Annotated in this window: 13 protein-coding genes; 2 read left to right on the plus strand and 11 right to left on the minus strand. The window is 71.0% G+C overall.

The window, feature by feature from the left end; all coding sequences use genetic code 11:
• The first annotated feature begins 260 nt into the window (after positions 1-260).
• The gene (gene menC / locus QMG73_RS36145; RefSeq protein ID WP_281903418.1) at positions 261-1367 is read left to right on the plus strand and encodes an o-succinylbenzoate synthase; all 1107 of its coding nucleotides are present in this window, start codon (positions 261-263) and stop codon (positions 1365-1367) included.
• On the opposite strand, the gene QMG73_RS36150 is transcribed toward menC, so the two are convergent.
• Positions 1364-2326 carry a helix-turn-helix transcriptional regulator gene (locus tag QMG73_RS36150; protein WP_281903419.1) on the minus strand — a complete coding sequence of 321 codons (963 nt, stop codon included), beginning with the start codon at positions 2324-2326 and terminating at the stop codon, positions 1364-1366. The two genes, menC and QMG73_RS36150, sit on opposite strands and share 4 nt — an antisense overlap.
• 57 nt (positions 2327-2383) lie before the next feature.
• Here QMG73_RS36150 and QMG73_RS36155 point away from each other — a divergent pair, with 57 nt between their 5' ends.
• Positions 2384-3109, plus strand: coding sequence for an alpha/beta fold hydrolase (locus tag QMG73_RS36155; protein ID WP_281903421.1), 726 nt, complete (start codon positions 2384-2386; stop codon positions 3107-3109).
• Here QMG73_RS36155 and QMG73_RS36160 read toward each other — a convergent pair.
• The 10 genes from QMG73_RS36160 to QMG73_RS36205 all read right to left on the minus strand — a co-directional run bounded on the left by QMG73_RS36160 (position 3106) and on the right by QMG73_RS36205 (position 12230).
• Positions 3106-3609 carry a shikimate kinase gene (locus tag QMG73_RS36160; RefSeq protein ID WP_281903423.1) on the minus strand — a complete coding sequence of 168 codons (504 nt, stop codon included), beginning with the start codon at positions 3607-3609 and terminating at the stop codon, positions 3106-3108. The genes QMG73_RS36155 and QMG73_RS36160 overlap by 4 nt on opposite strands.
• On the minus strand, positions 3609-4787 hold the full coding sequence (aroC, locus tag QMG73_RS36165) for a chorismate synthase (RefSeq protein WP_281903425.1): 1179 nt from the start codon (positions 4785-4787) through the stop codon (positions 3609-3611). The genes QMG73_RS36160 and aroC overlap by 1 nt, the downstream gene beginning before the upstream one ends.
• 13 nt (positions 4788-4800) lie before the next feature.
• Entirely contained in the window at positions 4801-5613 is an 813-nt protein-coding gene (locus QMG73_RS36170; RefSeq protein ID WP_281903427.1) for a shikimate dehydrogenase, read from the minus strand.
• The gene (mltG, locus tag QMG73_RS36175; protein ID WP_281903428.1) at positions 5610-6803 is read right to left on the minus strand and encodes an endolytic transglycosylase MltG; all 1194 of its coding nucleotides are present in this window, start codon (positions 6801-6803) and stop codon (positions 5610-5612) included. Before mltG ends, QMG73_RS36170 begins: the two co-directional genes overlap by 4 nt.
• Positions 6803-7261, minus strand: a complete 459-nt coding sequence (gene ruvX / locus QMG73_RS36180; protein ID WP_281903430.1) for a Holliday junction resolvase RuvX — start codon at positions 7259-7261, stop codon at positions 6803-6805. The genes mltG and ruvX overlap by 1 nt, the downstream gene beginning before the upstream one ends.
• Before the next feature lie 92 nt (positions 7262-7353).
• Positions 7354-10032, minus strand: coding sequence for an alanine--tRNA ligase (gene alaS, locus QMG73_RS36185; protein WP_281903432.1), 2679 nt, complete (start codon positions 10030-10032; stop codon positions 7354-7356).
• Positions 10029-10292, minus strand: coding sequence for a hypothetical protein (locus tag QMG73_RS36190; protein WP_281903434.1), 264 nt, complete (start codon positions 10290-10292; stop codon positions 10029-10031). The genes alaS and QMG73_RS36190 overlap by 4 nt, the downstream gene beginning before the upstream one ends.
• A 22-nt stretch (positions 10293-10314) precedes the next feature.
• Complete coding sequence (locus QMG73_RS36195) at positions 10315-10785, minus strand: DUF948 domain-containing protein (RefSeq protein WP_281903436.1); 471 nt, start codon at positions 10783-10785, stop codon at positions 10315-10317.
• Positions 10786-10854: 69 nt separating this feature from the next.
• Entirely contained in the window at positions 10855-11445 is a 591-nt protein-coding gene (locus tag QMG73_RS36200) for a hypothetical protein (RefSeq protein ID WP_281903487.1), read from the minus strand.
• A gap of 440 nt (positions 11446-11885) precedes the next feature.
• Complete coding sequence (locus QMG73_RS36205; RefSeq protein ID WP_281903437.1) at positions 11886-12230, minus strand: hypothetical protein; 345 nt, start codon at positions 12228-12230, stop codon at positions 11886-11888.
• Positions 12231-12423 lie beyond the last annotated feature (193 nt).

Below are 12423 nucleotides of genomic sequence, written 5' to 3' on the forward strand. Positions count from 1 at the left end.
GAGCCTGAGCCTAGGGCATTGAGCTACCGCGACGTCCGCCGCGCGCAAGACCGCTGCTCCCGCGGCCTCGCTCACCGCGTCCCCATACCCCCACCAGCGTGATCAGGGCGTCCCTCACGTCGCTCTAACGACTTCAGGGACGCCCTGATCACGGCGGGGGGTTGTGAACCGCGAAGGGTGAGGCCGCGGGAGCGACGGTCTGGCGCACGACGGACATCGCGGTAGCTCGGATTCTGCTTCTCTCTAGTAGAACTGCTGGTGTGGACATCACGGGATTTGAGTTGCGGCGCATCGCGATGCCGCTGGTGGCGCCGTTCCGCACGTCGTTCGGCACGGAGACGGCGCGCGACGTGCTGCTGGTGCGGGTGGTGACGCCCGAGGCGGAGGGCTGGGGCGAGTGCGTCGCGATGTCCGAGCCGGTGTATTCGTCCGAGTACGTCGACGGCGCGGCGGAGGTGATCCGGCGGTTCCTGGCTCCCCCGTTGATGGCCGCGCGCGACGTGACAGCCTCTCGCGTGGCCCCGCTGCTGGCTCCGGTGCGCGGGCATCGCATGGCCAAGGCGGCGCTGGAGGCGGCGGTGCTCGACGCCGAGCTCAGGGCCCGGGGCGAGTCGTTCGGCGCCTTTCTGGGCGCCTCGCGTGACCGGGTGCCGGCCGGGGTGTCGGTGGGCATCATGGACTCGATTCCCGAATTGCTCGACGCGGTCGACGGGTACCTGGCCGAGGGGTACCTGCGGATCAAGCTGAAGATCGAGCCGGGCTGGGACGTGGCGGCGGTCCGCGCGGTGCGGGAGCGCTTCGGCGACATCCTGCTGCAGGTCGACGCGAACGCCGCCTACACGCTCGCGGACGCCCGGACCCTGCAGAAGCTGGACGACTTCGACCTGCTCCTGATCGAGCAGCCGCTCGCCGAAGACGACATCCGGCAGCACGGCGAGCTGGCCCGGCTGATCCGCACCCCCGTCTGCCTCGATGAGTCGATCGGCTCGGTGGAGGCGGCCGCCGACGCGATCGCGCTGCGGGCCGCCCGGGTCATCAACATCAAGCCCGGCCGGGTCGGCGGGTACCTGGAGGCGCGGCGCATCCACGACCTGTGCCGGGCGAACGGGATTCCGGTGTGGTGCGGCGGGATGCTGGAGACCGGTATCGGCAGGGCCGCCAACGTGGCCCTGGCCGCGCTGCCCGGCTTCACGCTGCCGGGCGACACGTCCGCGTCCAGCCGGTACTTCGCCCGCGACGTCACGCCACCGTTCGTCCTCGACGACGGTCACCTGCGCGTGCCGGAAGCCCCCGGCATCGGGGTGGATCCGTTGCCGGACGCCCTGGCGGAGTTCACCACGTCCTCGGAGTACCTGACGCCTGCCTAGGGTTTGCGGTCGGCCATCTTGGTCAGCTGGTGGGCGTAGTCGGCGACCGCCTGGCGCAGTTCGTCGGGGCGCACGACGGTGAACGGCCAGCCCAGTCCGGCCAGCATGTGCGCCATCCCGTCGAGCCGTTGGGCGCGGCAGCGCATCAGCACCCCGTCGGCCGACTCGCTCAGCTCGGCGACGCTCGCGGGCACCCGCTTGCGCGCCTGCACCATGTCGGTCTCCAGCAGCACCTCGACATCCCACGCGTACGGGACACCGGCCAGCGATCGCGTCACGTGCGCGACCGGGTCGAAGCCGTCCGGCACCTCGAAGGTCTCGTCGCCGACGTCGACCGCGCCGATGCGGTCCAGCCGGAACGTACGGATCTCGTCGCTGCGGTGGTCGAGCCCGGTCAGGTACCAGCGGCCGGCGTGGAAGACCAGCCCGTACGGGTCCAACTCGCGCAGCGACACCCCGCCGCGCCAGGACCGGTACGTGAGCGTGACCCGGCGGCGTTCGCGGGTGGCGGCGCCCAGCGACAGGAGTGTGGCGGTGGCTGGCCGGGCCGCCTCGGTGCGCGGCTTCATCGTGAACCCGAGCGTGTCCTGCACGGCGGCCAGGCGGTCGGCGAGCACCGACGGGAGTACCCTTTGGATCTTGGCGAGGGCGACTCCTGTTGCCGGGGCCTCGGTGGCCAGGCCCAAGTGCTCCGCGGCGACCAGGCCCAGTACGACGGCGACGGCCTCCTCGTCGGTGAGCATCAGCGGCGGCAGCTTGTACCCGGGTGCCAGCCGGTAACCGCCGTACCGGCCGCGGTACGCGGTGACGGGAATGCCCAGGTCGGCCAGCGTGCCGGCGTACCGCCGGACGGTGCGCTCGTCGACACCGAGGCGCGCGCCGAGGTCGGCGCCGGTGAGCCGGTGGTGGGTCTGCAGGAGTTCGAGCATGCCCAGCACCCGTGACGCAGGATGTGACACAGGCCACACTCCTTAATCGGGCGGAAGCTGTCCTGATTTGATCATAACCTCGATGCCATGACGACATTCGTACTGGTACCGGGGTTCTGGCTCGGGGCGTGGGCGTGGCAAGACGTGGCAACCGCACTGCGCGAAGCCGGCCACGACGTCCACCCCATCACCCTGACCGGAGTTGCCGAGCGCGCGCACCTCGCCACGCCGGAAGTGGATCTGGATACCCACACAGACGACGTGGTACGGCTGATCGAGGAGCGGGATCTGCACGATGTGGTACTGGTCGGTCACTCAGGTGGTGGCATGCCCGTCAGCCAAGCCGCCGACCGCATCCCGGAACGGATCGCCCAAGTGGTCTATGTGGACAGTGGGCCGCTTCCTGATGGTATGTCGCAGTTTGACACCAACGAGCCGGACGAGCGCGCGCGGTTGTTGAAGGTGATCGGCGACGGCCACCTGCTTCCGCCGCCGCCGTGGGACCCGGCCGCCGACCCGGTAAACCTGGCCGGCCTCGACGAGTCGGCGCTGGCGACGCTGCGCTCCCGGGCGACCCCGCACCCGCTCCGCGCCGCGACGCAGCCGGTGCAACGCAGGCGGCACGCGAAGGTACGCAACGCGCTTATCGCATGCGTGATCCCGCTCGACCAGGTGCGCGTGATGATCGCGCAGGGCCACCCGTTCTTCGCCGAGTTCCAGGACGGCGAGGTACGCGGCATCGCCACCGGCCACTGGCCCATGCTCAGCGAACCAGCCGCGTTGGCCGCGGTGCTCACCGAGCTGGCGGGCTAGCCCTTGAGGAGGGTGCGGATCTCGGCGGCCACGTCTTCGGCCGGGCGCCCGTCCGTCGCCACCGTGTGCGTCGCGACCTCCAGGTACAGGGGGCGGCGCTGGTCCATCAGGTGTTTCAGGGTGGCGCGCGGATTGATCGCCAGCAACGGACGCCCCGTGCCGAGCCCGACCCGCTTGACCGCGTCGGCCAGCTCCACCGACAGGAAAACCACGGTGTGACCCGCCAGCGCGGCCCGGGTCTCCTCAGCCAGGACCGCGCCGCCGCCCAGCGCCAGCACCCCGTCGAACGACGACAGGGCCGCCGCCACCGCCGCCCGCTCCAGATCCCGGAAGTGCGCCTCGCCATCCTGCACGAAGATGTCGGAGATCGGGCGGCCGGCGGCGGTCTCGATGTCGACGTCGGTGTCGCGGAACTCCACGCCCAGCTCGGCGGCCAGCAGCTCGCCCACGGTCGTCTTTCCGGCACCCATCACGCCGACGAGCACGCAGGCAGGCCCCATCAGCGGATCACCAGGTTTTCCAGGTATCCGTCGAGGTTGCGCCGGATCTCCGCCACCGAGTCACCGCCGAACTTCTCGGTGGCCGCCTCGGCCAGTACCAGCGCGACCATGGCCTCGGCGACGACCGCGGCGGCCGGGACCGCGCAGACGTCGGAGCGCTGGTTGATGGCGGTGGCCGGCTCGCCCGTCACGACGTCCACGGTGGACAGTGCGCGGTTGAGGGATGAGATCGGCTTCATGGCCGCCTTGACCCGCAGCGGCTCGCCGGTCGTGATGCCGCCCTCCAGGCCGCCGGCCCGGTCGGTGACCCGCTTGACACCGCTCGCCGTCGGGATGATCTCGTCGTGCGCCTGTGAACCGCGCGAACGCGCCTGCAGCCACGCGTCGCCGATCTCCACGCCCTTGATGGCCTGGATCGACATCAGCGCGGTCGCGAGCCGGGCGTCGAGCTTGCGGTCCCACTGGACGTGGCTGCCCAGGCCCGGCGGCACGCCGTAGGCGAGGACCTCGACGACGCCGCCCAGCGTGTCGGCGTCTTTCTTGGCGGCGTCGACCTCGGCGACCATGCGGGCGCTCGCCTCGGGGTCGAGGCAGCGCAGCGGGTCGGCGTCGACGCGTTCGGCGTCTTCGGGGCGGGGCTGGAGGCCGGGCTTGGCGGCCACCGAGCCCAGCTCCACGACGTGCGAGACGATCTCGATGCCGAGCGCCTGCTTGAGCAGCGCCTTGGCGACCGTACCCACGGCCACCCGCGCGGCGGTCTCGCGCGCGCTGGCCCGCTCCAGGATCGGTCGGGCGTCGGTGTGCCCGTACTTCTGCATGCCGGCCAGGTCGGCGTGGCCCGGGCGAGGCCGGGTCAGCGGGGCGTTGCGGGCCTGGCGAGCCAGCTCGTCAGGGTCGACCGGGTCGGCGGCCATCACCGTCTGCCACTTGGGCCACTCGGAGTTGCCCACGCGCACCGCCACCGGGCTGCCCAGCGTGAGGCCGTGCCGGATGCCGCCGATGATCTCGACGACGTCCTGCTCGAACGCCATGCGCGCACCGCGCCCATATCCCAGCCGGCGGCGTGCCAGCTCCCGGCCGATCTCGGCGCTCGTCACCTCGACCCCGGCGGGCACACCCTCCAGGACAGCAACCAGCGCGGGCCCATGCGACTCACCCGCGGTCAACCAACGCAACACGAGGAGAAGTGTCTCAGGCCGGCCGGCGAGCGGCGAACAGGGCCTCCCGCATCGCGGCGACCGGGGCCGCGCGCCCGGTGAACTGCTCGAACTGTCCCACCGCCTGAGCCAGCAGCAGATCGAGCCCGGAGACCACGCGGCAGCCCGCGGCGGCCGCGGCGGCGGCCAGCGGCGTCGGCCACGGGTCGTAGAGCGCGTCGAAGAAGACGGTGGCGGGCCGCCAGGCGATCACGCTGGCCAATGGGTCTGCCACACCCCGCGGCACGGTGGAGACCAGCACATCCGCCGCCGGCACCTCACCCCACGCGGCGGCTTCAAGGGGTACGCCGACAGCGGCGGCCACGGGACGCAGCTCGTCGATCGCCTCGGGGCGGCGGGCGACAACGGTCACGCCGGCGGCACCCACCTGGGCGGCGGCCGCGATCGCGGCGCGCGCCGTGCCACCGGCTCCCAGCAGCGTGAACCGCGCGCCCGCGGGTGTGCCGCCCAGCACCTCGACCATGCCCGGCACATCGGTGTTGTCACCGAACCATGAGCCGTCGTGCCGGCGTACCAGAGTATTCGCGGCACCGGTCGCGGCCGCGACCGGCGAGATCTCCGCGGCCACCGACAAGGCCACTTCCTTGAGCGGCATGGTCAGCGACAACCCGGCCCACTCCGGACCGAGCGCCGCGACGTGGTCGGCGAGCTCGACCTCCGCGCACTCCACCGCCGTGTACTCCCAGCCCGCGAGCCCCGCGGCGGCGTACCCGGCGTTGTGGATGACCGGCGAGAGCGAGTGTGCGATGGGCTTGCCGAGGACGGCGGCCCGGTGGATCTCGATCAAAGGACGCCGTTCTTTCGTGCTATCGCCTTGTTTGCCTCATGCTCCGCCGATGTCCTGGCGAACGCCGACTTGCCCGACTTGTCGATGGCGACGAAGTAGTAGATGTCGCCGCCGGTGGGCTTGATCGCGCCCTCCAGCGCCGCCTTGCCGGGGTTGTCGATCGGGGTGGGGATGAGGCCGCGCAGCTTGCGGTTGTACGGGTTCTTGGGGTCGTCGAGCTCGGCCACGGTCATGTTTTTGGACGCCTTGCGCGGCTTGCCGTTGAGCTCGAACCAGTAGTTGACCGTGACATCCATTTCGAGGCAATTGCAGGGGAAGTCTTTGTAGAGCCGGTTGTACGCGACGCGCGCCACCTTGGCGAGATCTTCCGTGATGCCCGCCTCGGCCTGTGCGAGCGAGGCGACGATGAGCGCCTCGTACGGACTGATGCTGAGCGGCTGCACAGCCTCGGCGAACTTCATGCCACCGGTCACCGTCAGGAACCGCTGCACCATCGCCCGGATGACCGTGTCAGCGGTGGCGTTGGCGTCGAACTCGTAGGTGTCCGGGAAGAGGAAGCCCTCGATCGACGGAGTGACCTTCTTGCCGTCGGTGCGCGTGAACCACCACTCCGGGATACCGAGCGCCAGCGGGTCCTTGGCCGCCTTCTCGAACTCGGCGGCCGGGATGCCGGTGTCCTTCTCCAACTCCTTGTAGGTCGCCTTCGCGGAGAGGCCCTCGGGGATGGTGTGGCCGTTGACCTGCCGGTTCTTCGGATCGAGGAGCAGGGCGAGTGCATCGGTGGCACGCATCTGCAGGCGCACCTTGTAGGTGCCGGGCTGGATGTTGGCGCTGCGCGAGTTTTCGTTGGCGGCGTTGACGAACGCCTTGGCGCTCTTGACCACGTCGGCTTGGACGAGAGTGTTGCCGATGTCGGTGGCGGTGTCGCCCTTCTTGACCTGAATTGTCACCTCGCCGGTGCCACCACCGCTGTAATCGGGGGTCGTGAAGAAGTTCTGCACGCGGTCAAAGCCATACCAGACGCCGGCTCCCAGCGCGCCGAGCAGGACCACGGACATCAGCAGCGCGACGATGCTCTTACCGGCACCTCCGCCTTTGCCCTTCTTGCGGTCGCTTGCCCGCCGGCGGCCCCGCCGATGTCGGCCTTTATCGCCGGGATCATCGAACGCGAGCTCAAGCTCGTCGATCATCACGTACGCCTCCGCTGCGCGTCTAGCCAGCCCTGCAGGATCTCTACGGCGGCAGCCTGATCGACGACCGCGCGCTGGCGCTTACCCCGCACGCCACGTTCGGCCAGCCTACGGGTTGCCGCAACCGTCGACATCCTCTCGTCGTACAGCCTCACAGGAACCGGACTGATCACTCTCGCAAGCCGGTCCGCATAGGCCCTGACCTGCACCGCAGCGGGCCCGTCCCGCCCGGCGAGGGTCACCGGCAAGCCGACGACGACCTCTACGCTTTGATACGCGTCTACGAGTTGTGCAAGTTCAACGATATCGGAAGCCTGAGCATCAATATCTACATTCGGGTCGCGGCGGAGCGTGACGACGGGCGTCGCGAGGATGCCGTCCGGGTCACTGACGGCCACTCCGACGCGTACCTGACCGACGTCCACGCCGATACGGACACCACGCACAAACTCCGCCATACCCTGCCTTCCAGGTTTTATTGATCAGGGCGTCCCTCAAGTCGCTCTAGCAACTTGAGGGACGCCCTGATCACGAAGAGGCTTGACTCCGGCTACGCGGCGGCTACCGCGGACTCGACGGCTGCGAGCAGCCTCGGTGCCTCCGCCGCCGGCAGACCACCACCCTGGGCCAGGTCGGCGTTACCGCCACCCCGCCCCGACAGCGCCCCCTTCACCAGGTCAGCCGCCGACAGGCCGCGCCCGCGCGCCGCCGCGTTCACCGCTACCACCAGCGACGCCTTGCCGTTGGCGCGAGCCGCCACGACCACCACCGCCGGCCGTGCCGCGTCGATCTTCCCGCGGATCTCCTGCGCCAGCGTCCGTACGTCGTTGCCGCCCGCACCCTCGGGCGCCTCGGCGGCCACGAAAGCCACGCCCCGCAGGTCGCGCGCCTCGGCTGCCAGCGCCGCCGCCCCGCCCAGTACGAGCTGGGCGCGCATCTTCTCGAGCTCCTTCTCGGCGTCGCGCAGCTGCGTGATCGTCTGCTCGACCCGGTCGGCGACCTGGTCGTGCGGAACCCGGTACAGCTCAGCGAGGCGGGACACGAGCAGGTGCTCCCGCGCCAGGAACCCGAACGCGTCGATGCCCACCAGCGCCTCGACCCGCCGCACCCCGGAGCCGATCGACGACTCCGACAGGATCTTGACGACGCCGAGCTGGCCGGAGCGGGCCACGTGGGTGCCACCGCACAGCTCCCGCGCGTAGTCGCCGACCTCGACGACCCGCACCTCGTCGCCGTACTTCTCGCCGAACAGCGCCATCGCCCCGAGCCGCCGCGCCTCCTCCTGCGAGGTGATGAACGCGCGCACCTCCAGGTCACCGAGCAGCACCTCGTTGACCTGCTGCTCCACGTCGTGCAGCACGCTCGCCGGCACCGCGCCGGGTGTGTTGAAGTCGAACCGCAGCCGCCCCGGCGCGTTCAGCGAACCGGCCTGCGTGGCCGACTCGCCCAGGAACTCGCGCATCGTCTGGTGCACCAGGTGCGTCGCCGTGTGCGACCGGGAGATCGCCTTGCGCCGGGTCACGTCGATCTCGGCGTACCCGCTCTCCCCCGACCGGACCTCGCCGCTCACCACGCGGGCCTTGTGCACGTACAGGCCGGGGATCGGCTGCTGTACGTCGTACACCTCGACCTTGCCGCTCCCGACGGTGATGACGCCGTGGTCGGGCTGCTGGCCACCGCCCTCGGCGTAGAACGGGGTGGAGTCGAGCACCAGCTCGATCTCGTCGCCCTCGCCGGCGGCCGTCAGCGCGCCGCCACCACCGATCAGCGCCCGCACCCGGGACTCGCGAGCCACCTCGCTGTACCCGGTGAACTCCACGGCCCCGCCCGCGTCGAGCGCGGAACGGTACGCGGACAGGTCGGCGTGGCCGGTCTTGCGCGCCTGCGCGTCGGCCTTGGCGCGCGTGCGCTGCTCGGACATGAGCCGGCGGAAGCCGGCCTCGTCGACGGACAGGCCCTGCTCAGCCGCGATCTCCAGCGTGAGGTCGATCGGGAAGCCGTAGGTGTCGTGGAGCTGGAACGCCTTCTCGCCCGACAGCGAGGAAGCGCCCGCCGAGCGAGCGTCAGAAAGCGCCGTGTCCAGGATCGTCGTGCCCGCACGCAGCGTCGACAGGAACGCGTCCTCCTCCGCGTACGCGTACTGCGAGATCCGCTCGAACTCCTGCGCCACCTCGGGGTACGAGGGCGACATGCAGTCGCGGGCCACCGGCAGCAGCTCCGGCAGCGCCGCCTCCTGCCAGCCGAGCAGCCGCATCGCCCGGATCGCCCGCCGCATGATCCGGCGCAGCACGTATCCGCGGCCCTCGTTCGACGGAGTCACACCGTCGCCGATCAGCATCAGCGAGGTGCGCACGTGGTCGGCGATCACGCGTAGGCGCACGTCGTCGGGGTGCGACTCGGAGGCCGCGTGGCCGCTGTGCACACCGTACTTCTTGCCGGTCAGCTCCGCGGCCCGCGCCAGGATCGGGCGCACCTCGTCGATCTCGTACAGGTTGTCGACGCCCTGCAGGATCGAGGCGATCCGCTCCAGGCCCATGCCGGTGTCGATGTTCTTGGCGGGCAGCTCACCGACGATGTCGAACTCTTCCTTCGACCGCACGTTGGTGATCTCGTACTGCATGAAGACGAGGTTCCAGAACTCCAGGTACCGGTCCTCGTCGACGTCCGGCCCACCGTCCGGCCCGTACGCGGGGCCCCGGTCGAGGTAGATCTCCGAGCACGGCCCGGCCGGACCGGGGATGCCCATCGACCAGTAGTTGTCCTTCTTGCCGCGCCGCACGATCCGATCCGCCGGCATGCCCACCGCACGCCACAACGCGATCGCCTCGTCGTCGTCGAGGTACACGGTCGCCCAGAGCTTGCCGGGGTCGAGCCCGAAGCCGCCATCGGCCTGCGACTTGGTGACCAGGTCCCACGCGAGCTGGATCGCGCCCTCTTTGAAGTAATCGCCGAACGAGAAGTTGCCGTTCATCTGGAAGAACGTGCCGTGGCGCGACGTCTTGCCGACCTCGTCGATGTCGGGCGTCCGGATGCACTTCTGCACGCTCGCGGCACGGGACCACTGCGGCGCCCGCTGCCCCAGGAAGTACGGGACGAACTGCACCATGCCGGCGTTGATGAACAGCAGGTTCGGGTCATCGATCGCCGGCAGCGGAGCGCTCGGCACCACGGCGTGGCCGTTGGCCTCAAAATGGGCCAGGTACCGTCGCTTGATCTCCGCCGTTCTCATCGATGCCCTTCCTCGTATTCTTCGTCAAAATCAAACTCCACGCCCTCAGCGATGGCAGCGTGGATCTCGTCTTCCCGCTCAGCCATGCCCAACCGGACGTCGTCCACGAAGCTACGCACGGACTCCACCAGGCCGCCAGCCGATTCCGACAGCGAGGTCGCGATGCCGGCGGGTGTGTAGGACTGGGCTCGTTGGCTCACCTTGCGGACGACCAGAGCGCCCACCGCCAGACCGATACCCAACCAGAGCAACCGCTTCATGGCACCATCCTCCTCCGAGCTCTCAGCGGCCCGCGCGGCGGGACACCCGCGCATCCTTGCGCCGCTGCTTCAGCGTGGCCCGCACCTCGCGGTCCTCGTCGGCGTGCCGGCGCGCGGCCGCCGCCTTGCGCACCCCGTATCCGAACGCGGCCACCTTGACCAGCGGGTTCGACGCCGCGGCCGCGACCACCGTGGTCAGGTTGGCGACGTTGGCGGTGACGCTCTGGATGTGGCCGGTCATCGTGTCGAGCTTGACGAGCTGCAGGTTCACGCCGTCGATCGTCGTGTGCACCTGCCCGAGCGCGGTGTTGACGTTTTCGATCGTCACCTTGGCGTTGTCGAGCAGGGGCGCCGTGCCCTCGTTCAGGTCGGTGATCGCCCGAGTGGCAGCGTCCACTGTGTGCCGTAGCCGCAGGATCGGCACAGCGAGCACGAGCACCAGCATCAGGAATGCCCCCGCCGCGACCAGACCCGCGACTTCACCAGCGCTCACAGTCTCCTCCTCCGCCGCCACTGTCTTACGCCAACGTGGAGACCCTACCGTCAGTGACGGCAGTCGGCCTCACGACGGTGACGGTGTCGGATCGTCGAGCGGATCGTCGGTGAAAATGGGGTCCGGGTCCACGCCGGTGAGCGACGGATCCGTACTCGGTTGCGGCCGCGTCCGGTCGTCGTCGATCGCGTTGCGCACCTTGATCGATACCGTGGCGCCGTTGCACTCCGGGGCCGTGGCCGGCGGCGACGCCGGCACGGTCGCGCCCGCGGCCTCCGCGACACACGACGGCGGCCGGACCCACAGGTCGAGCGTCAGCTCGTCCCGCTGCCAGCACGTGTACCGACCCTCGACCGGCTGCTCCGGGCACAACTCCGCCGGCGACCACCGCTGCCAGCCCTCCGCCGCGAGCGCCGACTCATACGCCTTCGCCGTCTCGTCCGGCGTCCCGTCCGACTGCACGGTCCGCTCCCGCAACCGGCAGTCGATCAGGCACCACCGGCTGCCGCTGACCGCGTCTTCGGTCTTGACCGCCGCCCAACCCGGCACGTCCAGCCCGTCGAGCGTGTTCAGCACCGGATCGCGCGTCGCCGCCCGGATCCCGAAATACAACGGCAGAGCCCCGAGCAGCACCAGGATCGCGAGCAAAATGGCGGCCATCCGCAGCCGGCGCAGGTCGCGCGCCTCCGCACGCGCCGTCGGCCGCCCACTCCCGTCCTGGTCCAGCTCGTCATCTGGTACGCCCAGCGGGGCGGCCGAAGGCACCGATGGCCGCGTGACCGGCCCGCCCGCCTCGACAGCGGCGCCCCCGACCACCGGCGCGTTCGCACTCCCCACCGCGGCGGTCCCAGCGGCCACGGACCCGGCCACACCAACCGACCCGACCGCCACACTGGCGGTCCCACGCCCACCAAGCCCGTCGGCCCCGCCCGCGCCTCCGGCGCCGCCGTGACCACCCACACCGCCCGGCCCGCCCGGCCTGCCCACGGCCCCCGGCCCACCGTGATCGCCCGCGGTGCCCGGCCCGCCTACGCCGCCCGGTCCACCGTGACCGCCCGGTCCGCCCACGCCGCCCGGACCACCCAGGCTGCCCGGCCCGCCTACGCCGCCCGGAGCGAGACCTGCGGCCGCTCGACCTTGCGGCCCACTAGCGGCGCCCCCAGGCCCGCCAAGGTTGCCGGCGCCGCCGGGACCATCAAGCCCACCCGCGCCTCCAGGACCGCCGCGACCGCCCGCGCTTCCGGGGCTGCCCGCGCTGCCCGGTGCGAGGCCCCCCCGACGACTCGGTCCGCTCGCTGAGCCGCCCGGGCCGCCAGCAGCGCCCACGCCACCTGGGCCGTCCGCGAGGCCAGCGGCTCCATGACCGCCCGGCACACCAGCCGAAGCACCCCCGGCACCCGGACCACCGGCAGGGCCACTGGCCCTCCGACCGCCCGGTGAACCACCTACGGCACCCAAATCACCCGCGAGGCCACCGGGCCCCCGACCGGCTGGAGCGCTACCCGCGGCGTCTGGACCGCGCGCAGGGGCACCCGCGTCCGCTCGTCCGCTCGACCCGCCGGGGCCGCTCGCCGATCCTGGGCGGCCTCGCACCACGGAGGCCGCGCCCGCGGCAGCGCCACGGACGCCAGCGCCACT

The organism is Phytohabitans aurantiacus, assembly GCF_027923225.1.
Classification (GTDB): domain Bacteria; phylum Actinomycetota; class Actinomycetes; order Mycobacteriales; family Micromonosporaceae; genus Phytohabitans; species Phytohabitans aurantiacus.

Bases quoted from the DNA above. Each gene is read 5' to 3' on its own strand.
- QMG73_RS36160 (WP_281903423.1), bottom strand. From the start codon at position 3,609: ATGGGGCCTGCCTGCGTGCTCGTCGGCGTGATGGGTGCCGGAAAGACG.
- QMG73_RS36200 (WP_281903487.1), bottom strand. From the start codon at position 11,445: ATGGCCGCCATTTTGCTCGCGATCCTGGTGCTGCTCGGGGCTCTGCCG.
- ruvX (WP_281903430.1), bottom strand. From the start codon at position 7,261: ATGGCGGAGTTTGTGCGTGGTGTCCGTATCGGCGTGGACGTCGGTCAG.
- alaS (WP_281903432.1), bottom strand. From the start codon at position 10,032: ATGAGAACGGCGGAGATCAAGCGACGGTACCTGGCCCATTTTGAGGCC.
- QMG73_RS36190 (WP_281903434.1), bottom strand. From the start codon at position 10,292: ATGAAGCGGTTGCTCTGGTTGGGTATCGGTCTGGCGGTGGGCGCTCTG.
- QMG73_RS36155 (WP_281903421.1), top strand. From the start codon at position 2,384: ATGACGACATTCGTACTGGTACCGGGGTTCTGGCTCGGGGCGTGGGCG.
- mltG (WP_281903428.1), bottom strand. From the start codon at position 6,803: ATGATCGACGAGCTTGAGCTCGCGTTCGATGATCCCGGCGATAAAGGC.